Origin of the sequence: Desulfoprunum benzoelyticum (assembly GCF_014201505.1) — a bacterium.
Taxonomy (GTDB): Bacteria; Desulfobacterota; Desulfobulbia; order Desulfobulbales; family Desulfocapsaceae; genus Desulfoprunum; species Desulfoprunum benzoelyticum.
On record NZ_JACHEO010000032.1, the window covers coordinates 1 to 20,741 of the forward strand.

Annotated in this window: 17 protein-coding genes; 6 read left to right on the plus strand and 11 right to left on the minus strand. The window is 56.2% G+C overall.

Translation table 11 applies throughout. The annotated features are described in order from the left end of the window. The first annotated feature begins 956 nt into the window (after nt 1–956). Together HNQ81_RS16525 and hcp are read left to right on the plus strand one after the other, a co-directional pair. The gene (locus HNQ81_RS16525; RefSeq protein ID WP_183352431.1) at nt 957–2,138 is read left to right on the plus strand and encodes an FprA family A-type flavoprotein; all 1,182 of its coding nucleotides are present in this window, start codon (nt 957–959) and stop codon (nt 2,136–2,138) included. Nucleotides 2,139–2,223: 85 nt separating this feature from the next. Then, the gene (hcp, locus tag HNQ81_RS16530) at nt 2,224–3,885 is read left to right on the plus strand and encodes a hydroxylamine reductase (RefSeq protein WP_183352433.1); all 1,662 of its coding nucleotides are present in this window, start codon (nt 2,224–2,226) and stop codon (nt 3,883–3,885) included. Nucleotides 3,886–4,151: 266 nt separating this feature from the next. Here hcp and HNQ81_RS16535 read toward each other — a convergent pair whose 3' ends face one another. Then, on the minus strand, nt 4,152–5,408 hold the full coding sequence (locus HNQ81_RS16535) for a multiheme c-type cytochrome (RefSeq protein ID WP_244960492.1): 1,257 nt from the start codon (nt 5,406–5,408) through the stop codon (nt 4,152–4,154). 1,138 nt (nt 5,409–6,546) lie between these two features. Between HNQ81_RS16535 and ric the strand changes: the two genes are divergently transcribed. The 4 genes from ric (at nt 6,547) to HNQ81_RS16555 (ending at nt 10,222) form a co-directional block, all read left to right on the plus strand. Continuing rightward, the gene (gene ric, locus HNQ81_RS16540) at nt 6,547–7,257 is read left to right on the plus strand and encodes an iron-sulfur cluster repair di-iron protein (protein ID WP_183352437.1); all 711 of its coding nucleotides are present in this window, start codon (nt 6,547–6,549) and stop codon (nt 7,255–7,257) included. Nucleotides 7,258–7,275: 18 nt separating this feature from the next. Further along, nucleotides 7,276–7,578, plus strand: coding sequence for a hypothetical protein (locus tag HNQ81_RS16545; protein ID WP_183352439.1), 303 nt, complete (start codon nt 7,276–7,278; stop codon nt 7,576–7,578). A gap of 174 nt (nt 7,579–7,752) precedes the next feature. After that, a complete protein-coding gene (gene qmoC / locus HNQ81_RS16550; RefSeq protein ID WP_183352441.1) occupies nt 7,753–8,952 on the plus strand; it encodes a quinone-interacting membrane-bound oxidoreductase complex subunit QmoC in 1,200 nt (399 codons plus the stop codon). A gap of 127 nt (nt 8,953–9,079) precedes the next feature. Continuing rightward, entirely contained in the window at nt 9,080–10,222 is a 1,143-nt protein-coding gene (locus tag HNQ81_RS16555) for a TDT family transporter (RefSeq protein ID WP_183352443.1), read from the plus strand. A 35-nt stretch (nt 10,223–10,257) separates the two neighbouring features. On the opposite strand, the gene narI is transcribed toward HNQ81_RS16555, so the two are convergent. The 10 genes from narI to HNQ81_RS16600 form a co-directional block, all read right to left on the minus strand. Next, complete coding sequence (gene narI, locus HNQ81_RS16560; protein ID WP_183352445.1) at nt 10,258–10,923, minus strand: respiratory nitrate reductase subunit gamma; 666 nt, start codon at nt 10,921–10,923, stop codon at nt 10,258–10,260. Continuing rightward, on the minus strand, nt 10,920–11,489 hold the full coding sequence (locus HNQ81_RS16565) for a nitrate reductase molybdenum cofactor assembly chaperone (RefSeq protein ID WP_183352447.1): 570 nt from the start codon (nt 11,487–11,489) through the stop codon (nt 10,920–10,922). Before HNQ81_RS16565 ends, narI begins: the two co-directional genes overlap by 4 nt. 2 nt (nt 11,490–11,491) lie before the next feature. After that, nucleotides 11,492–12,979, minus strand: coding sequence for a nitrate reductase subunit beta (gene narH / locus HNQ81_RS16570; RefSeq protein ID WP_183352449.1), 1,488 nt, complete (start codon nt 12,977–12,979; stop codon nt 11,492–11,494). Then, nucleotides 12,976–13,107 (minus strand): hypothetical protein, encoded by a 132-nt coding sequence (locus tag HNQ81_RS17880; RefSeq protein ID WP_275888865.1) that lies wholly within the window; start codon nt 13,105–13,107, stop codon nt 12,976–12,978. Before HNQ81_RS17880 ends, narH begins: the two co-directional genes overlap by 4 nt. Beyond that, nucleotides 13,101–16,718, minus strand: a complete 3,618-nt coding sequence (locus HNQ81_RS16575) for a nitrate reductase subunit alpha (RefSeq protein ID WP_183352451.1) — start codon at nt 16,716–16,718, stop codon at nt 13,101–13,103. Before HNQ81_RS16575 ends, HNQ81_RS17880 begins: the two co-directional genes overlap by 7 nt. After that, nucleotides 16,715–17,257 (minus strand): c-type cytochrome, encoded by a 543-nt coding sequence (locus HNQ81_RS16580; RefSeq protein WP_183352453.1) that lies wholly within the window; start codon nt 17,255–17,257, stop codon nt 16,715–16,717. Before HNQ81_RS16580 ends, HNQ81_RS16575 begins: the two co-directional genes overlap by 4 nt. A 71-nt stretch (nt 17,258–17,328) precedes the next feature. Next, nucleotides 17,329–17,712 (minus strand): hypothetical protein, encoded by a 384-nt coding sequence (locus HNQ81_RS16585; protein ID WP_183352455.1) that lies wholly within the window; start codon nt 17,710–17,712, stop codon nt 17,329–17,331. Between the two features lie 16 nt (nt 17,713–17,728). Next, the gene (locus tag HNQ81_RS16590; protein ID WP_183352457.1) at nt 17,729–19,468 is read right to left on the minus strand and encodes an NAD(P)-binding protein; all 1,740 of its coding nucleotides are present in this window, start codon (nt 19,466–19,468) and stop codon (nt 17,729–17,731) included. 24 nt (nt 19,469–19,492) lie between these two features. Beyond that, on the minus strand, nt 19,493–19,630 hold the full coding sequence (locus HNQ81_RS16595) for a hypothetical protein (RefSeq protein WP_183352461.1): 138 nt from the start codon (nt 19,628–19,630) through the stop codon (nt 19,493–19,495). A gap of 211 nt (nt 19,631–19,841) precedes the next feature. Then, on the minus strand, nt 19,842–20,741 hold a 900-nt coding region (locus HNQ81_RS16600; protein WP_183352459.1), incomplete at its 5' end, for a hypothetical protein.

The following is a 20,741-nucleotide window of genomic DNA, read 5'->3' on the forward strand; positions in this document are numbered from 1 at the left end:
GGTTGTTCTTAGGGAGTATTTTACCATGGTCGGTAGGACAGATAGCGTCCTACCACTGATAAATCTGTCGAGGCTGAACTTCAGTGGTAATCAGAATTCTTTTTGTCCTGAAAATAAGAGCCGAAAAAAGTGTAAAAAGTGCGACCGCACCGAGAATAATTGCCAGTCTGAGGAAGGGTTCTCCATTTTGATTTCTTTCGATTGTCAGGAGAACCGTTGTTCGAACCCACTCAAATGCACCGATTATGAGACATGTCTGAAGTATGCGAGCGATCCATGGACGGCGAACGAACATAAGGAAAATCACGAGAAAAGATACATACATCGCAAAAGCATTGTCGTTTCTGAAGAAATGCAAACCCAACAATATGAGTCCTGTAATGGCTGGAAACAGGTATAAGATAGTCATGATGCATCCTCTCTGATAAATAGAGTTTATCTTGTTTCGAGTGTTTTCAAATATCTACGAAGACAATACTGGAAAAATGATGACCCTTGCATTGTTGAAACGAATATTGAGATTCCTTATAGCAAACAAAAACAGCATCCGGATTGATTCAGGTCAATTGTTATAAGAATCTTCTCCAAAGGAATGAGTCAAATCGCAACTGTGGACTCAGTTCTTTCAACATCCGTTCGATGTACCCATCCGGAAAGGAGAGCATCGATATACGGATCGACTTCAAGGTCAGGGTCACTGGCGAAGGGATCCATCCCGTATCTTTGCAGGCCAACCAAGGCTATATTTTGACGGAAGCACTTGCGAGTACTGCTTCAGTGGTTAAGCTAGTAACTGATTACTTACATCATACAGTCAATACTATTTGGAGATATCCAGCGTATTCGAGATATTGCTCTCAGTGTTTATACCATGTATCAACGGGGTATCAGGAACTGAAAATTATATGAAAAATCAGGCAAGTAACTGAAAAAATTATCAGAAAAGGGGTAGATGCATGCGAAAAAGACAAATAGTCAAAAATGTTTACTGGATGGGGGCTGTTGATTGGGACAGGCGTTTGTTTGATTCTCTAATCCCGCTTCCCGACGGGACGACTTATAACGCCTACCTCATTCAAGGAAGCGAGAAGACCGTCCTGATCGATGCGGTTGAACCTGAATTGGTCGAGATGCTGATGGCCCAATTGGATGAGACTTCCCGGGTGGATTATGTGATTTCTCAACATGCCGAACAAGATCATTCCGGCTCAATTCCCCGCGTCCTTGCACGGTACCCTGAAGCAAAAGTGGTCACGAGCGCCAAGGCCAAATCCATGCTTATCGATCTCCTGCACATCGCCGAAGACAAATTCATCACGGTTGTCGACGGCGAGTCACTCTCTCTTGGTGATAAGACGCTGAAATTCATTTTTACACCCTGGGTACACTGGCCGGAAACCATGGTGACCTATCTCGAAGAGGATCGGATCCTTTTCAGTTGCGATTTCTTCGGCGCACATATTGCCAGCAGCGATCTTTTTGTGACCGACAAGGGGCGCGTATATGAGGCAGCAAAACGATATTTTGCTGAAATCATGATGCCTTTTCGGAATGTGATCCAGAAAAATATTGAGAAACTCGCGCCTTATAATATCGACATGATTGCCCCCAGCCACGGTCAAATTTACAACAAGTCGGCTTGGATCATCGATGCCTACCAGGACTGGGCGATTGGTTCTCCCCGTAACGTAGTGACCTTTCCCTTTGTTTCCATGCATGGCAGCACTCGAAAGATGGTCGATTACCTGACAGCATCCCTGACCGAGCGGCAGGTCCGTGTCGAGTTGTTCAACCTGCCCGTTACCGACATCGGTAAACTCGCGATGTCACTGGTAGATGCAGGAACGATTGTTATCGGAACCCCCACAGTTCTGACCGGACCGCATCCGATGGCGGCATATTGCGCTTTTCTGGCGAATGCCCTGCGGCCCAAGGCACGTTATTTATCCATTGTCGGTTCGTATGGATGGGGCGGTAAGGTTGTTGAAACTCTCGCAGGAATGATCCCGAACCTTAAAGTTGAGGTGCTCGACCCAATTCTGAGCAAAGGTGTCCCGTCACGAAATGAATTTGACGCGCTTGACCGATTGGCCGACACCATTGCAGCAAAACACAAAGAGAGCAACTTCAAGGTGTGACGGATTCATAGAAAGGTATTGAACAGCCAACTGGCTGAGTAAAAGAAGAGTAATTCGATAAATAACCATCAAAAGGAGGACTAACATGTTTTGCTTCCAGTGTCAGGAAACCGCAAAAAACACCGGCTGCACGATCAAGGGAGTGTGCGGCAAACCGGAGGAAACAGCCAACCTGCAGGATTTGCTGATTTTCGTATTGCGAGGAGTTGCAGTGTACGGCGAAAAACTCAAGGAACTCGGGCAACCGGACCATTCCAATGACGACTTCGTTCTGCAGGGCCTCTTTGCGACTATCACCAACGCAAACTGGTCGAATTCCCGTTTTGTCAGTATGGTCGAGGAAGGCCTGGTTCGGCGCGACAAACTGAAGGCAGCCTTCTTGGCTGCCTATAAGGCCAAAAACGGCAGGGATTTTGACGGTGTTCTGCCGGATGCAGCCACCTGGACCGGCGCGACGTCAACATTTGCCGAGAAAGCAAAATCGGTCGGAATATTGAGTACAGCCCATGAAGACGTTCGCTCCCTGCGTGAACTCCTGGTCATCGGGCTGAAAGGTATAGCCGCCTATGCCGACCATGCTGCCGTCCTCGGTTTTCGCAAGAGCGAGATCGATGATTTCATGCTCGAAGCTCTGGCCTCAACGACCAGGGATCTCTCCGTTGATGAAATGGTCGCCATGGTTATGAAGGCCGGCGGAATGGCAGTAACCACGATGGCCTTGCTGGATGAGGCCAATACCACCACCTATGGCCATCCGGAAATCACCGAGGTCAATATCGGCGTGGGTAAGAACCCAGGTATTCTTATCAGCGGCCATGACCTCAAAGACATGGAAGAACTGCTCAAACAGACCGAGGGCACCGGCATCGATGTCTATACCCATGGCGAGATGCTGCCGGCCAACTACTACCCGGCGTTCAAGAAATATCCCCACTTCGTCGGCAATTACGGCGGCTCGTGGTGGCACCAGCTGGAGGAGTTCGAGTCGTTCAACGGCCCGGTGCTGCTGACCACCAACTGCCTGGTGCCGCTGCGCAAGAGCAGTACCTACCTCGACCGCCTCTATACCACCGGCGTGGTTGGCTACGACGGCTCGAAGTATATTGCCGACAGGCCGTCCGGCGGGGCTAAGGACTTTTCGGCGCTGATCGCCCAGGCCAAGGGCTGCAAACCGCCGACCGAGCTCGAGAAGGGCGCCATCGTCGGCGGCTTTGCCCACAATCAGGTGCTGGCCCTGGCCGACAAGGTGGTGGAGGCGGTCAAGTCCGGGGCGATCAAACGTTTCATCGTCATGGCCGGCTGCGACGGCCGCCACAACTCCCGCCAGTATTATACCGATGTCGCCGCCAATCTGCCGCAGGACACGATCATCCTCACCGCCGGTTGCGCCAAGTTCCGCTACAACAAACTCCAGCTCGGCGATATCGGCGGCATCCCGCGGGTACTCGACGCCGGTCAGTGCAACGACTCCTATTCGCTGGCGGTCATCGCCCTGAAACTGAAGGAGGTCTTCGGCCTCGACGACATCAACAAGCTGCCGTTGTCGTTTGATATCGCCTGGTATGAGCAGAAGGCGGTGGCGGTGCTGCTGGCCCTTCTCTATCTCGGCTTCAAGGGGATGCGCCTCGGCCCGACCCTGCCCGGTTTCCTGTCGCCCGGGGTCGCCAAAGTGCTGGTGGAAAACTTCGACATCAAACCGATCGGCACCGTCGATGAGGACATCGCGGCGATGATGGCCGGCAGATAAGTCTTTTGCTGCTGTCGGAAAGAATCCGGGACTGCCGGCGTTGTCTCATCAATCAGCACGGATTGATATACAAGCAAGGAGATGTGGTTTTCATGCAATCAAGCAACCAGGCTTGAACGTCCAACAGAAAGCGAGCCTGTTGATCCGAATTCAACAGGCTCGCTCCGTTTACAGCGCCCGCTTCTTACGCGTTGCAGAAACGTTGACGCTCGATTTTGATCGACAGGGGCAAAACGGATCCATCGCAGGTTTCGCCCGGCTCCTCGTTATTTCTTCTCGACATGCGTTGCCCGCATGGTCTTCGCCAACTCCTTGATTTCCCCGAGATCCTTGGTCATCTCGTTCCAGCCGTACCAGTAGGCATAGTCCGGGTTGACATGGAAGAAGGCCTGATAGGCCCGCATCCGGTGTTTCATGTACATCTGCACCAGGACCTGATCGATGAAGGACAGATCATCGAGCTTTTCATTCCAGTTGGCGCCGTTGGTGTGCATGAAGGTCAACAGGAAGGGATAGTTGAACGGATATCCTTCGGGTTTCTTGATGATGCCGTCCTTGTACAGGGCGGCGACCGTCTCGATGGCATCGGCCATCAGCCGGTCCGACTTCTGGAGGATGGCGTCGCCCATTTCCAGCTGTTTCCTGGCATATTGTTCCGAGTGGCAGCCGGCACAGGTCTTGATCATCTTGTTGCGGTGCTTCTCCCAGGACTCCTGATCGAGCCGGACCATGTCGACGGCCTTGACGGCATCGAGGATGGGGGTGGCCTCACCGGATTCCGGGTTCAACACGCCGAGGGCCTTGAGAATCGTCACCCGATCGGCCGCGGCCTGCTTGTCCTCGGGCAGGGGCAGCCGCACGCCGAGGAAGCCCCAGGCGGTATGGTTGGCATGGTTGCCGTCCGGCATATGACATTGCTGGCAGCTGGGTGCAGCCGCCTCATTCGGCAGATCCCCCTCTTTCTGGATGTAATAGCGCGCCCCGTGCTTGGAACTGGACCACATTTCCCATTGCGGATGGTCGTATCCCATGTGGCACTGCTGGCAAGCCCTTGGATTCAGGGCTTCTTTCTTGGAAAAGGCGTGCCGGGTATGGCACTCGTCGCAGGAGTTGGTCTGGTAGCGATAGCCCTTGTCCCGCAGTTCCTTTTTCTGCTCCTCGGTCTTGATCCCCATGTTGTGGCAGCCGCCGCACCCGCGGCCGCCCTCGATCAGCTCGTCGGGGGCAAGGTGGGTGGCCGGGATCGCATTCAGCGAGGTCCAGCCGTAATTGTGTTTGCCGCTGGCAAACTGGTTGAACTGCTCTTCATGGCATTCGGCGCACACCTTTTCATCGGGCATCTGGGCCAGGGCGGCGTCTTCCGCCTTCATATGCTTGTCGCCATGACAGGTGGAACAGGTCACGTCATTCCCGGAATGCTTGCTGACCTGCCAATCCTTGACCTGGCCGGGAGAAATCGTGGTATGGCAATCGACACAGGGATCGCCGGCAGACACACCCCCGGCGTAACCTATGATTGCCATGGCCAACAATCCCACAACCGACATCTTGATCCGCATTTTGCCTCCTCCTTTGAGATGGGTACAATAAACTCTCATAGGGCCGCAACACCGGGATAGATGCCGAATCGGATCAGGAAATCACCAGCAAAACGTCTGACAGCGCCGGGATATCCCCCGGCTTCATCCTCTCTGTTGCATGCCCCGCCTCCAGGCAATCCGCCTGTTATTTGCGTCTGGTAACTCAGCCTTCCCTGCAACGGCAACTGAAGCACTCTAACAAATCATCTTATCTTCAGGGGTATTTCAGAGTCAACCTGGATCAGGTTGAAATTGCTGGGTCCTTTTTTTAACCGCAAAAGCTGAAACCTGAGTATCTGCGCAGATGCCGCCAGATTCCCTCCTGCTTCATCGCCAACAATCCCAGGATCTCCCTGGCAAACACCTCATACCCGGGTGGAACGACACCCCGGACCGGCACCTCTCTCCGGTCAAGGCATTCTATGGTCGCTGCCGTGCAGGAGGAGATGCTCCGCGCCCTGGACATTGATATCCTCGCAATAGAACAGTTCGCAACTGCAGCCAGAACGGGACATCCAGAGTCAGGGCAAGATCAGACGCCTGCCTGACAACTGTCTGGGCACGACGGTCATCGCGCTGGACAGAAGATTTCCAGGATCGGGCATGTTATCGATTGCCTCTGCACTGTCGGTTCCGAACCGGCAGTACGTGCAAAAAAACAGCTGTTTGTGCCGGCAAATCCCGAAAAATTGACTTTGATCAAACACATCCAGAAAAATTTGTTCTTCACTGACATTGTACGATACAATTTCAAAGAACAGGGTTGAAGGAGATAATTTCGCATCATTGAGTAGTTGTTTTCTGGTCCTCTAAGGAGAAAGGGCTGACGCATGTCCTGTGAGTTTCATCATTGTTGAAAAATAATTGACCCCACGTGTTACGCCGATCGATTGATTTCCGAACAGTTGTGTGAAGAATAGAAGAGTTCATTGAAAGGTTGAGTGTATTCATTGTGTCGAGCTTGACTGTGTGAAAATCTTCGTCATGACGTTTACAAGAAATTTTATTTTTTTGTAATTTGTCAATGACAAGTGAAATTCTAATGTCCATGCCTGACGTCGATTCGTTGAAGGAGATCAAAATGGAAGAATCTAAAAAAACAATTGGTGAGATTGTCGCCGAGGATTATCGAACCGCCAAGGTTTTTGAAGGCCACGGGATCGACTTCTGTTGTGGAGGTAAGGTTGCTCTCATGGCGACCTGCGCAGAAAAAGGCATCGATCTTGCCACAATAATAGAAGAGATAGCGGCGGTTAAAAACATACCGGTCGAACGAAGCCAGGATTATTCTTCGTGGGAGGTGTCGTTCTTGGCCGATTACATCATAAACGTGCATCATTCCTATCTTAAAGAGAATACTTTCCAGATCGCTGCCAATACCCGGAAAATAGCCGCCGTACATGGTACTCGCCACCCGGAGTTAATGGAGATCGCCACAATTTTTGATAAGATTGCAATCGACTTGACAGCCCACCTCAAGCAAGAGGAAGAAGAGTTCTTTCCTGCAATCAAGCGGGTCGATCTGCAGAGAAAAACTGGAGCAATAACAACAGCAGCAGCCACAGACATCGAAATCATAAAAAACTTGCTCAAAAAACTCATTCACGAGCATGAAGAAGTCGGCGATGCAATCCACAAAATTCGTCATCTTGCCGGGGGATATGCGCTACCAGGAGATGCCTGCAACACGTTTATGGTTACTTACCAGAAACTCAAGGAATTTGAGGACGATCTCCATAAGCATGTACATCTTGAAAACAATATCCTCTTTCTGAAAGCAGCATTGCTCTAGATATTCAAAGGATCATACATGGGCAAATGGTTTCGTAAAAATCTCGGTGACGCGATGTTGGCCTTCCTGGAGTTAGACCACGTTGAGATCATCTGCTTGTCAGCGTATAAAAAAGCTCATTGCCCCAATGAAATGGCTGTATTTCTGCGGCATGAATCGGAAGGGCGTCTTCACTGTGAGGTTATCGTCTATTTCTCTCCTGCAATGACCCATATTGCAGGGGAGCTTGGTGCAACACCATGCGAGCAACCAGCAAAATATGGTCTAAGTCTGCTGGTTGGATCTCCCATTGCGTGGTCGTTGCTCTTTTCGGAGGGGTAACGTATTTTTTCCATTCAGATATCAAAGCTCGACTCTTGGCAGTGGTTTTCAAATTTTGTCGGGGATACATCTCCATAAAACACTATCGACCGTAAGTATTGGGCGCGGATAAGCGCAATACTTCGAATTTGCAAGTTGAGTTGGTTTCACGAGGAAATATAAAGGGAGATTGTCATGGCCAATATACCCGATTTTGAATTCATTCAATCTCTGCAAGAGACAGGAGGGGATACGCTGAAGAAATGTTATCAGTGTGCGTCCTGTTCTGTAGCCTGTCCGTTGTCCTCGGATCAAAAACCTTTCCCGAGAAAGGAAATGCTTTGGGCACAATGGGGAATGAAAGAAAATCTTCTGGCCGACCCTGATGTGTTTTTGTGTCATCAATGCGGCGATTGTACCGAGATATGTCCACGTGGCGCCAAGCCGGCTGAAACTCTGGGTGCGATCCGTGCCTATATCTACACATTCCACAGCTGGCCGGCCTGGCTTGCTGACTTGGCAACAAGCGCAAAAAATCTGCCGTTGTTGATCGGTATCCCCACAGGCATCATCCTGATTCTCTGGTTTCTGTCGGGCGCAATGCATATCCCTTCAGCCGATGCTTTTGAACGCTATGGGTACACCCGATTTTTCGGACACTGGGATTTCAAGTGGTATCCGAAAAACACCACCTTTATCGTTTCAATCATGATACCTGCCGCAGGCATAGCCGTATTCTCAATTGTCAGGGGTATACGAAGAATGTGGAGTTTAATGTGTGAAAAATCAAATTTGCATTCCAGCTTCAGGCCTTCCATCGTGATGTTCTTTAACGAATTTCTCTGGCCTTCTCTCGTTGAGACAATGCAGCATACTCGATTTCTCAAGTGCGGTGCTAACGTCGATCGGGCCAGGGGGCACCTGCCATTGGTGCTTGGTTTTATCGGCGCTTTCATTCTCACCTGTTGGTCGGCGTTCAGGCAAGACCTCCTGGGACTTATCTGGCCATCCTTTCATGGTCCTTTGCCTCTGACCGATCCTTTCAAAATCCTTGCTAATATTTCTGCAATTGCCTTGTTGTACGGCATCTGGGTTCTCTGGGGTAATCGGCTGAAACGTGAGAAAGAAGGAAAATCGGTCTGGATTTTTTATGACTGGTTCCTGATCTGGGAGATAACCGCAGTAGGTGTTACAGGGCTCGGCGCCGAGCTGTTGCGTTGGGCCGGTGTGCCAACATTCGGTTATATTGTGTATTTCCTGCATCTCGTATCCGTTCTGATGCTGTTCCTCTATATGCCCTACACCAAATTTGCGCATATCGTATACCGAACCATGGCGATGTGTTTTGAGAGATACCGGGCTAGCGCTTTTGCTGAAAGTACAGAGAGCTGGTGAAAAGCTACCTCATTGAGATAAGCAACGTCGACTGTGAGCACGATCGCGACACTTCGATGGTGGAGGAAACAATATTAAGCAGCTCAATGTCAGGCAACTGAAAGGCATAGCCATTTTTGCCCTGTGCGTGACGGCCGTCCTGTGGGTCGCTACCACCGGGTCGATTGCCGCTTCTCAGGAAATTATCCGTTTCTTCCTGCTTGTCGCTCTGTTCCTGGTGATAAAGGTCCTGTTTATCAAGGACATGCCTTCCCCGACTGCATCCGGGGCGATCGTGATGGCGAACGGTATTTTCATAAACGGTGCCATCATTGCGTTTCCACTGCTGAACAATCTATCCCGCGCCTTTACCCTGGTCCTCTTTCTGTTATTTCTTTTCATTGCCGGATCCTATCTCATGGATATGGCGCAAGGCAGAATCGCAGAGAGGCACTTCGCCAATCCCGTCGGTCGCTTTGCCGTCGGCACCTGGATTGCCGGGACGTCGGTCTGCGGCGTTGCCCTCTGCCAACGTCTGCCGGAATGGGAACCGCTGGTCCAGGTCATGGTGCTCGGCAATCTCGGGCTCTGGCTGTACTTTGTCTATCAGGCAATGGGGAGTTTTTTAGAGTTCTTTGACGCTGAAACCAGGCAGAAGGTCCACGGCGTTCTGTTCCTCTCGACGGTCAGCACCCAATCGCTTGTCATTGTCTGGAAAGCGGCCTTCGGCGACAGCTCGATGTACCGGATTGTCGCGCCCTGGGCGATCTTGCTGGGGGTGGTGTTCTACATCGTGAGTTTCTACCTGATCGCCCGAAGGTACGCTGACGCAGGAGGTGCTTTCGATCTGGACAGCGACTGGTACAACACCAACTGCATCACTCACGGGGCGATGTCCATTACCGGCCTGGCAAGTGTCGTCTGCGGCGTCATTCCACCCAGTCTGACGCTCGTGGTCTGGCTGTGGGTCATCGCGTGGTTCGTCATCATCGAACTTTTCGAAATTGCCAGGGCCATCAAGCGGGTCAGGATGCATGGGCCCGTGGACGGTCTTCTCGTCTACAATCCGACCCAGTGGTCACGAAACTTTACCTTCGGTATGCTGTATGCCTTTAATATGAATTTCGACCCCTCGCCAAGCGTTGCGCCCGGGTCTTTGCTGTTGTCCCTCCACCGTACGATCCATGATTATTTTGCCTGGATTGTACTTGGCCTCCTGCTCCTTGAAATCGTCGTGTTTTTGCGCGATCGCTTGTCACCGGTCACTGCCGCACATTCGTCGATATCGTGATCTTTGTATGCCGGGATTCTGCGACGGACAGCCTCCTAACGGCGGTACCATACCACTACCTGAGCGGAACGGCCCAGATACGCCAGCGGTACGCTGATCATATGGATCAGCCGCGAGAAGGGGACCAAGGCCAGCAGAAAAAAGGCGTTGACCGCATGTACCTTGACGATCGCAGGCATCACCGCCATGTACGACACCTGGGGATCAAGTTGCACCAGCGACCACAGCCAGGGAGTTGTGGTATGCAGATACCAGAGCGAACCCCAGCGCAAGGTAACGGCGATGTAGACCCCGGTTGCCACCTGCAGCAGCAGGACTGCCAGCAGCACCCAGTCGATAACCGTGGTGACGGCGCCAATCCGCGGATTGCCCGCTCGCCGGACGAGGAACACGACCATTGCCACCCCCGCGACCAGTCCCAGGGCCATGCCGCTGATTTCCAACAGGTAGAGCCGCAACGGGCGGCCGAGCAGCGTTCCCCAGGCAGCTGGAAAGAGAAAAGCGAGCAGATGGGCGAGTAGGATCGGTACAATCGTGTAGTGCCAGGGCACCGTTCCCCAGAACAGCGTCCGACTTTCGAGGAATTGCGACGACTGCGACGACAACGAATAACGGTCAACAGCATACCGGTAGACACTGCCGCAAACGGCCACCGTGACCGCAATGTAGGGCAATACGCCAAACAGGATTAGATCGGTCATAAGGGGCACTCCTCCAGCCGGCCCGTTGCCGGCAATCCGGGTTCAACAACGGCCTGCAGAAAACTCCGCAGGGATTGCAGTGGCGCCGAGTACGGATGGGCTGCACTGTCCAGACCTTCCACCATTTTTGCCAGGGCCGGGAGAAGGCCGTCTTCGATGAGTTCCCGCCGGCAATCGTCCGGCGCCCGGGTGCCGATAAAACGCAGCAGGGTGCTCACATGGTCGGGAAGCTCGACCCCGGCGACAAAATCATAGCGGCGGTACAGCCGGTTCAGTTGCATCAGGAACATCGCTCGTTGCTGGCTCTCGCCGCAGAGCTGATAGCCGATGTAGGGATGGCAAACAGGCTGCAGATCGAAGGTCGTGGTATAGATCTCTTCGACCCGGGCCGGCGGCTGGGCGTGCAGAAAATCGGTGAAACACTCCAGGGAGGAAACCGACTCCGGATAATCCTTTCGCAGCAGCGCACTGCAGGCAGCAACCGTGGCCGCCAGGTCCGCGGTGGGATAGCTGAGGAGTTCGGCAAAGTGGCAGCAGATGCGCTGGACCGTCGTGGCTGGGGCCATGATTACCACCTCCGCTTCGGGGGGCGACGGCTGCCAAAGCCCATCTCCTGCTTATATCTTTCCGGGTCCATGCCCGCTTCGATCGCCTGCTCGCGCAGCATCGGCGGGATCACGATTCGCTGTTTGATGGACGTCAGTGCGGTCATGCGGAAAATCGCCTCGATCTCCTCGGCGCTCACCTTCCCCAATTCCCGGGCTTTGGCCACTTCGCTCTCGCTCACGTCGCCGACGGTGATCCGGCGTCGCTGGATGCGCACCGCCATCAGTTTACGATAGACGGCCTTGATTTCCTCTGTATTGCCGCCGGCAAACAATCCGGCCAGGTACTGTACCGGCAGCCGGGCGTTTTCCAGAGTCGTGAAATAATCGTCCACCAGTCTCTGGGTGCCGAGATGTTCCTCCGACACCACCGGCAACAGCGGCGGCACATAGAAGAGCATCGGCAGGGTCCGGAATTCGGGATGCAGCGGCAGGGCGATCTGCCATTTCTTGACAAACAGATAGACCGGCGACCGCTGCGCAGCCTCAACCACCTGCTCCGGAATTCCCGCCTTCCGGGCCTCCGCCTGCACCTGCGGATCAAAAGGATCAAGGATGATCTGCCGCTGGGCTGCCACCAGGTCTTTGTCGTCCTGCATGGTGGCCGTCTCGATCCGGTCGGCGTCGTAGAGCAGAACACCGAGGTAGCGAATGCGGCCGACACAGGAATGAAAGCAGGCCGGCGCTTCACCTGCTTCCAGCCGGGGATAACAGAGAACGCATTTCTCCGACTTGCCGGTGGCCCAGCCGTAGTAGGTCTTTTTGTAGGGACAGGCCGAAACGCACATTCGCCAGCCACGGCATTTATCCTGGTTGATCAGGACGATACCGTCCTTACCCCGCTTGTAGATCGCTCCCGAGGGGCAGCCGGCAACGCAGGCGGCGTTGAGGCAGTGGTTGCAGATGCGCGGCAGATAGAACATCACCAGCCTTTCGACGGCAAACATCTGTGCCTGCTGTTCAGGGCTGAGGTGCAGGACTCCCGGATCGTTGGCGGCGTAGATTCCGGATCCGGAGAGGTCGTCATCCCAGTTGGGACCGGCCTGTATTTCCATCGGCCTGCCGCTGATCATCGACACCGGTCGGGCGGTCGGCTGGTCGTTGCCGGCCGGAGCGCTGATCAGCTCACCGTACCGGTAGGTAAAAGGTTCATAGTAATCGTCCATGGTCGGCAGGCGCGGGTTGTGGAAGATATTGCCGAGCAGTCCGCCCCGGCCGCCGAGCCGCAGCTGTAACCGGCGCCCGTTTTTTTCCCAGCCGCCGTGATATTTTTCCTGATCCTCCCATTGCGTCGGGTAGCCGGTCCCCGGTTTGGTCTCGACGTTGTTCCACCACATGTACTCAACACCCTTGCGATCGGTCCAGAGGTTCTTGCAGGCGATGCTGCAGGTATGGCAGCCGATGCACTTGTCGAGATGGAAAACCGACGATACCTGGGCGCGTATGTTCATGGCTTGTCTCCTTGTACTTCAGGCAGGGCGGGCCGTTTGCCGTGAGCGCCGTCCCTGGCCGGGGCCTCGGAGCGGAGCAAGATATCCGCCCCGGCAATGACATCTTCGAGTGCAGCCATCTTCACCATTGCGGTTCTCCTTCGAGTTTGTGCACCAGGATGAAGGTGTCACGGTTGGCCCCGGTCGGCCCCCAGTAGTTCCAGCCGTAGGTGAATTGACCATAGCCGCCGAGCATCAGGCTCGGTTTGAGGCGGATGCGGTTGAGGCTGTTGTGGCCACCGGCCCGCCTGGCGTTGCGCAGCGGTGATTTGGGGACACCGACAGTTCGTTCCGGGGCATGGTAGAGGAAGGCAATTCCCCGGGGCAGGCGGGCGCTGACTACCGCCCTGGTGACCACGACACCGTGATCGTTGTAGACTTCGACCCAGTCGTTGTCGACCACGCCGATCTGGGCGGCGTCCTGATCGTTGATCCAGAATGGATGGCAACCGCGGGAAAGCGTCAGCATCCGCTGGTTGTCGCCGTACGTGCTGTGAATTCCCCATTTGCCGTGGGGGGTCAGGTAATTGAGCATGATGCTCTTTTGGTCGGTTGGGGTGACCACCAGATCCTGCAAAGAACTCGGATCAGGTTTTGGTTTGTACGTCGGCAGATGTTCGCCGGCGGCAATATAGCCCTGGTGGTCGAGGTAGAAATGCTGACGACCGGTCAGGGTCCGCCATGGCACCAGCCGCTCGACATTGAGACAGTAGGCGGAATACGCGCGGCCGTTACCGGTCAGGCCGGACCAGATCGGGCTGTTGAGCAGTCGCCGCGGCTGACGGTCGAGGTCGGCGAAGGTAGTACGGATCCCCCGGGTGTCGGCGGCCAGGTCGGTAAGCGGCAGCCCGACCTTTTTCTCTTCGGCGGCAAAGGCGCGGAAGGCCATTTCTCCATTGGTCTCGGGAGCGAGCCGCAGAATGATCTCGGCGGCATCCCTGGCATCGATCAGAGACGGATATTTCCGGCCTTGCCACTCCACCGTCCGGTCGCTTTCCGCCATTTCGTCGTAAATATCGTCGATCTCCCAGGTCAGCCCGTGGGCGCCGATACCGTCGCGTGCGCCGGGACCCAAGGAAATAAAGCGATTATAAAGGTTTTTGTAATCGCGTTCGACCACCGCCAGACCCGGCATGGTTTTGCCGGGAATCGGGTCGCATTCCCCCTTGCTCCACTCCTTGATCTCCGGCTGGGCCATCTCAGCCGGGGTGTCGTGCTGCAGCGGCACGGCGACAATGTCACGGACTGGCTCGGGGAGATGGATCGCGGCCAGTTCGCTGAACTTTTTCGCCAATCCCTTGAAAATATCCCAGTCGCTCCTCGATTCCCAGCAGGGCGGGACCGCGGCCTGCAACGGATGGATGAAGGAGTGCATGTCGGTGCTGTTGAGGTCATCCTTCTCGTACCAGGTGGCAGTCGGCAGGATGATATCGGAGTAGAGCGCCGAGGTATCCATCCGGAAGTTGATGTCGACCACCAGGTCGAGTTTCCCCTCGGGCGCCTGCTGGTGCCACCTGACCTCTTTGACCGATTCCTCGGCAGTTTCCGGAGCGACGGTGTTGGTGTGGGTACCGAGGTAATGCTTCAGAAAATATTCGTGCCCTTTGCCACTCGACATCAGGGCATTGCCGCGCCAGATGATCCAGAGCCGCGGCCAGTTCTCCGGGGCATCGGGATCTTCGACCGCGAACTTCATCTTCCCGGCCGCCAGCTCCTTGACCGTCCAGTCGACGATTTCCTGATTGCTCTTGGCGCCTGCGGCCTCGGCCTGTTTGACCACCTCGCTCGGGCTGCGGTCAAACTGGGGATAAAAGGGGAGCCAGCCGTTACGCACCGCCCGGACCTGATGATCGATGGTGTGGCCGGACGTGATGGCATTGTGTTCGGCCACCGGCTGGACCCTGGCTTCGTCGCTGGTCCGTTCGTAGCGCCATTGATCGCTATGGACGTAGTGATAGGAAGGGGCGTTCTGGAACCTTGGCGGTCTGCTCCAGTCGAGCGCTCCCATAATCGTTGCCCACGGGGCGACCGGAGCCAGTTTCTCCTGGCCGACGTAGTGGTTGAGACCGCCGCCGTTTTTGCCGACACAGCCGCAGAGCATCAGCGCCACGATACCGGCGCGGTAGATAAGATTGGAATGATACCAGTGGTTGACCCCGGCACCGATAATGATGGAGCATTTGCCTTCGGTTGTTTCGGCGGTGGCGGCCCACTCGCGGGCGAACTGCACGACGTTGGCGCGAGCGATGCCGGTGAACTTCTCTTGCCAGGCTGGAGTGTAGGCCGCATCCTCATCGTAGCTCGTGGGGTAGGCGCCTTCCAGGCCACGGTCAACCCCGAACTGGGCCATCAACAGGTCGTACACCGTGGTTACCGGTATAGGCCCCTGTGGGGTTGCCACATAGCGTATCGGTACGCCGCGCCGGATCGCCTGACCGGAGCTGAAGTCGTCGAAGGTTACCGACAACACCGCCTCCCTGCCGGCAAGCAGGGTCAAGACCGGGGCGATCACGCTGCCGTCCTGCCCATCATTTTGCTGCAGATTCCATTCACCCTTCTTGTCCTGCCAGCGGAAACCGAGGGTTCCCAGCGGCAGGCGCGGCTGATCGCTGGTTTCATCCCAGACCAGATATTTGAAGCCGGCATTTTCCTCCTTGCAGTAGCGTTCCACCGCAGTTGCTGTCACCAGCCGCCCGGCACGGTAGCCGCCGTTCTGTTCGGTCAGTTGGATCAGGAACGGGCAATCGGTGAAGCGCTTGAGGTAGTCAAGAAAGTACGGAGTCTGCAGGCGATGGTGGTATTCACTCAGAATCACATGATTGACCGCCATCCAGAAGGCGCCGTCCTGGCCGGCATGGGCCGGAATCCACCAGTCGGCATGTTTGGCGGTCATGTTGAAGTCGGGTGACAGCACCGTCACCTTGGTGCCGTTGTGGCGCGCTTCCCCGAGAAAGTGGGCGTCCGGAGTGCGGGTCATGTTGACGTTCGAGCCCACCACCGCGATGTATTTGCTGTTGTACCAGTCGGCGCTCTCGGCGACATCGGTCTGCTCGCCCCAGACCTCCGGCGAGGCGTTGGGCAGATCGCAATACCAGTCGTAAAAACTCAGGTTGGCGCCGCCGAGCAGCTGCATATAGCGGCTGCCGCCGGCGAAACTGAGCATCGACATCGCCGGGATCGGCGAGAAACCAACCAGGCGATCGGCGCCGTACTTCGTGATGGTATAGACCGTCGAGGCGGCAATGATCTCCTCGACTTCTTCCCAGCTCGAGCGGCGGAATCCGCCCTTGCCGCGAGCCTGCTGGTAGCTCTTTCGCTGCAGTGGATCTTCGACAATTGCAGCCCAGGCAGCCACTGGGTCACTGTGCCGGGCCTTGGCCGCGCACCAGAGGTCGGTCAGCACCCCGCGCAGATAGGGATACTTGATCCGCAACGGGCTGTAGAGGTACCAGGAGAAGGAAATCCCCCGCTGGCAGCCCCGCGGTTCGTAGGGCGGCAGACTCGGCTCCAAGGCGGGATAATCGGTTGCCTGCAGTTCCCAGCCGACGATGCCGTCCTTGACATGGACATTCCAGGAACAGCCGCCGGTGCAGTTGACCCCGTGGGTGCTGCGGACCACCTTGTCGGCCTGGTGACGGTTGCGATAAAATTCTTCCCAGGCCCGCGCCTTCGGGTTGATAATATCCTGTATCCAGCTCATCGTCGTTCACCTTGCCCTGTACCTAACCCGAGGACCAGAGGCCGGCGAACCCCGTGCAGACGCCCCCGGCCGAACATAACCAGCAAGGCCGTTATGACAGCCAGACCGATGGCGACGTGTCCGGCCATCCGGTTCCCGGCAGGCAACTGCGCCTCTCCCGCCGTTTTGGCCAGATAGGCCCCCATATCCGCCTGTTCCTCGACAGTCAGGGGACGTGTGGCATAAATCGGCTCCATGCTCGGAAAAGCGAGATCGTCCAACATGGCGGCGATCCCCTCAGCCCCGTAGTCGTCGAATATCGTCGTCAGATCCGGTCCGAAGCTGGCACTGCCGGCCATCCCCATACCGCGGCCGGCAATGCCGTGGCAGGCCAGACAGGGCGCGCCGCCCTGGGCCAGAGGAGTGGCGCCGGCAAAGAGTGATTGGCCGCGCAGCGGATCGCCTGCGGCAAGGTCGGCGGCACCGGTCGACGGTGGGAAACAGAACAGCAGAAAACAGATCGGCAGATAACGCACCTGCCGTAACCACCCGATTCTCATTGTTCACCTCGCCATGGGCTGAAGGTTCTTGGATAACGACTGCACAAAACGGGATCAGGCAAATCCAGGACTCACTCGTCCGGGGCTGCCGGAAAATCCAAGGTACGCTGCAAGAGAGAGGAAAGCGGCTGCCAGGTCGCGGCGTAGCGAGCCAGAGGCCGTTCCAGATAACAGGCATAATATACCGCCGCCTCCACCGCCCGCAGGTTGTTGTCGGCCAGGTGGCGCAGGGCCTTTTCGCCCCATGCTGCCGCTTCGTGGCCGATCTGGTCGACATTCCGCCAGTAGCCGACGGCAACCAGGCGGTAGACTGCACTCACAGGAAGATTCTGCGCCTGGGACAGAGAAGAGACGACCACTCCCCTGTCACCGAAGGTGACCGGCCAGCCATCGCTTGCCCACTGCCTGGAACGGTCTATGGCCTGCCGGAGTTGTTGTTCGAGATCTTTGTCCATAATCCGGATCCCCGGCTCAGAGTTCGTTCGACATGCCCATCCGTATAGAGCCGCACGGACAGGCCAGGGAGCAGATGTGACAGCCGACACAGCGGGTGTAATCGGTATACATCACCTCCCCGGTCGGGTTGTCGGGAAATTCCTTTATCGCCTGCTGGGGACAGAAGATCAGGCATTGCCGGCATTCAAAGCAGAGGCCGCAGCTCATGCAGCGCTGCGCTTCGGCCATGAACTGCTCTTCGGTGATCCCCAGGTCCGCCTCGAGGTCGAACCCTTTGCTGCAGCGGTCCGCAAGCGGTACCGAGCTGTTTTCGTTGCGCTGCAGATCCGGATAATATTCAAGGCGCAGGGCCTCGTGGCTCACGACCTCCCTGGTACCGAGGTCACGGACACGCCGGTTGCACAAATCGGCGTCGATCTGTTCCGCGGCCATGCGTCCATGACCAATGGCAGTGGTCACCAGAGCCAGGCCGAACACGTCGCCGCCGGCATACAGGCCTTCGTCGAGCGACCACTTGTCCTTCGGCCGCAACCAGCCGTGCGGATTGGCGGCGATGCCCAGTCCTGCTGTTTCCGGCCGCTGACCGAAGGCGGTAATCAGGGCGGTGCAGGGCAGCTCGAACTCGGAACCGGGAACTGGAGCGACCGACCGGCGCCCGCGTTCGTCGGCTCCGCCAAGTTCCATTTTCACGCAGTGGACAGCTGTGGCCCGGTCGTTTTCAATCCGGATTCCAAGCGGGGCGACGAGATAGCGAATGGTGATGTCTTCGAGAAGAGAGTGTTCGATTTCCCGGTCAAGGGTCGGCATTTCCGCCCGGGTCCTGCGGTAGATGATCGTCACCGCCGCGCCCAGGCGTCTGGCGGCACGGGCGGCGGTAATCGCAGTATTGCCCCCGCCAGCGACAATGACCCTGTCACCGATGTCGGGAATCTCCCCGGTATTGACCCGGCGCAGAAAGGAGACGCCGCTGAAGACGTTGGCGGCATGTTGGCCCTGCAGGTCCAGCTCGATACCCTGGTGCGCCCCGACGCCGACAAAGACCGCATCGAAGCGCTTCCTGATGTCCTGCAGACCGCTGCTGTCAACGGGCTGATTGCGCTCGATCTCCACGCCCAATTCGACAATGGCGGCGATCTCGGCGTCGAGCACCGCCCGGGGCAGGCGAAAGGCCGGAATCCCATAGCGCAGCATACCGCCGGGCCTGGTCAGGGCCTCGAAGATGGTGACCGGGTAGCCCCGTCGGGCCAGTTGGAAGGCGCAACTGAGGCCCGCCGGTCCTGCGCCGATCACGGCCACCTTTTCGGCCATGGGCTCGGTGCGCAGCTTTGTATGCGCAAGGCCTCGGGCTATGCCGTAATCGCCGATCCACCGCTCGAAGGCGGCAATATTGACACCCTGGCCCTCTTTTTTGTTACGATTACAGGCGGTTTCGCAGGGGAAGGGACAGATCCGACCGCAGCTCGCCGGGAACGGAGTGGTCTTGCTGGCCTCGTGCCAGGCCAATTCGTACGACTCCTGCCGACTGCGCTTCTTCAGCTCGGTCTGCTCGACCGTGGTCAGCCAGGCGCGGATGTCGTTGCCCGCCGGACAGGCGCCGGTGCAGGGCGGGGTCTGCCGGACGTAGACGGGGCACCTGTGGCTGTGATCACCGAAGGCGACAACGCGGGCCAATCCCGTCTCTTCGCTGAACGGCGGATACTGCCAGTTCAGGCTGGTCTCAAGGATTTTCTGCGATTTCTCGGATACGTTTTCCATCCGTTCCACCTTTCGGGTCAGGTCTTAAAAACGGATATGTGCCGACTGGTTAAAGGTCGTCCGGGCATGGCGGTAGTTGTCGATCATATCCTTTTCGAACTCCAGACCGGTTGCCGTAAAGAAATGATCACTCCAGATGAAATCAGCAGACGGTTGCGGCATGAATGCATGCCTTGTGAAGACGATTTCAACACATCAGGGTAATGGTCCTGTCGTCATTGTATGGTTTTTCAATCATGTTGTCCAATCACCCATTAGCTGATCGATGACTGAAAAAAAGCTCCATCGGGAAATCCGCGACAGAAAACAAAACCCTTCCCGGGACCCCCTGGCGTCCGGCCTGAGGCCCCGGTGACGGGGGATGATGCCTGTTTCAGAATGCGCTTTTCAGGATGGTGTTGATCTCCTCGGGAAAGGCCATGCAGATGGTCTCGTTGAAAAGCATCTGGAGAGCTCCCACATCGGGTGTCCCCAGTTTCTGGCTGAAAAAGGTCCTGGGCGAAAAAAGGAGGTGGAGGCGGAAGTGCTCATCGCTCTCCGCAGCCGTGAAGAAATTCATGTTAAAACTGTAAATCCCCATTTTGTCGTACTCGGCCATGACCCTCGCCAGGCCTGTTGCCAGATCTCTCAAGTCGGCGTCGGTCAGCCCCGGAGTCCAGCAGACATCCTCGACCACGGCAAGGACGTCGCCGGCAACCCCCAGGGGCGCATAGGCCGTCATCCAGTGACTGCGGCCAATCCGGCCCAGGTACCGCTGCCCGGATTGCCTTTCAGCGGCAACCAGGTCATCCCAGTAGGTGGTCTTATGGGCAAGGTGGTAGGCCTTTGATGCATCTATCTCCTGACGCATGAGATTGGGCGGCGTCGATGAGGAGAAGACCTGCAGATGGGGATGGATCAGGGAACTGCCTGCAGGCGGCATGTAGTTCCAGTTGATGATGTGGTACACAGACTCCGGGTGGCCGGATGCGTGGACGCGCCTGAAAAAATCCCTCGCGAACCCGAAGGCGCCGGCCATGAGGTCGACGGTGAAGTTTGTCATAGGGATGAAGTGCGTCGCACCGAACGTGGCCACGGCCCCAATGGTGTCATACGGAGCGAGATTGGGGAAGATGGTCATATCGTTTCTTCGCATCCTGCCTTCGGCGATCAGGTCTTTGGGAAAGCACGGCGTCACCTGCATCACCTTGTCACCGCAGAACGGGCACCACGATTCGGTGCCGCCGACCAGAGCGTCGAAATCGGGCTTTTCCCACTGCAGTTTCATGAAATG

Bases quoted from the DNA above. Each gene is read 5' to 3' on its own strand.
- HNQ81_RS16595 (WP_183352461.1), bottom strand. From the start codon at position 19,630: ATGCCGCAACCGTCTGCTGATTTCATCTGGAGTGATCATTTCTTTACG.
- HNQ81_RS16525 (WP_183352431.1), top strand. From the start codon at position 957: ATGCGAAAAAGACAAATAGTCAAAAATGTTTACTGGATGGGGGCTGTT.
- ric (WP_183352437.1), top strand. From the start codon at position 6,547: ATGGAAGAATCTAAAAAAACAATTGGTGAGATTGTCGCCGAGGATTAT.
- HNQ81_RS17880 (WP_275888865.1), bottom strand. From the start codon at position 13,107: ATGGTGAAGATGGCTGCACTCGAAGATGTCATTGCCGGGGCGGATATC.
- HNQ81_RS16565 (WP_183352447.1), bottom strand. From the start codon at position 11,489: ATGGCCCCAGCCACGACGGTCCAGCGCATCTGCTGCCACTTTGCCGAA.
- HNQ81_RS16575 (WP_183352451.1), bottom strand. From the start codon at position 16,718: ATGAGCTGGATACAGGATATTATCAACCCGAAGGCGCGGGCCTGGGAA.
- narH (WP_183352449.1), bottom strand. From the start codon at position 12,979: ATGAACATACGCGCCCAGGTATCGTCGGTTTTCCATCTCGACAAGTGC.
- HNQ81_RS16585 (WP_183352455.1), bottom strand. From the start codon at position 17,712: ATGGACAAAGATCTCGAACAACAACTCCGGCAGGCCATAGACCGTTCC.
- qmoC (WP_183352441.1), top strand. From the start codon at position 7,753: ATGGCCAATATACCCGATTTTGAATTCATTCAATCTCTGCAAGAGACA.
- HNQ81_RS16580 (WP_183352453.1), bottom strand. From the start codon at position 17,257: ATGAGAATCGGGTGGTTACGGCAGGTGCGTTATCTGCCGATCTGTTTT.
- HNQ81_RS16535 (WP_244960492.1), bottom strand. From the start codon at position 5,408: ATGGCAATCATAGGTTACGCCGGGGGTGTGTCTGCCGGCGATCCCTGT.
- narI (WP_183352445.1), bottom strand. From the start codon at position 10,923: ATGACCGATCTAATCCTGTTTGGCGTATTGCCCTACATTGCGGTCACG.
- HNQ81_RS16545 (WP_183352439.1), top strand. From the start codon at position 7,276: ATGGGCAAATGGTTTCGTAAAAATCTCGGTGACGCGATGTTGGCCTTC.
- hcp (WP_183352433.1), top strand. From the start codon at position 2,224: ATGTTTTGCTTCCAGTGTCAGGAAACCGCAAAAAACACCGGCTGCACG.
- HNQ81_RS16590 (WP_183352457.1), bottom strand. From the start codon at position 19,468: ATGGAAAACGTATCCGAGAAATCGCAGAAAATCCTTGAGACCAGCCTG.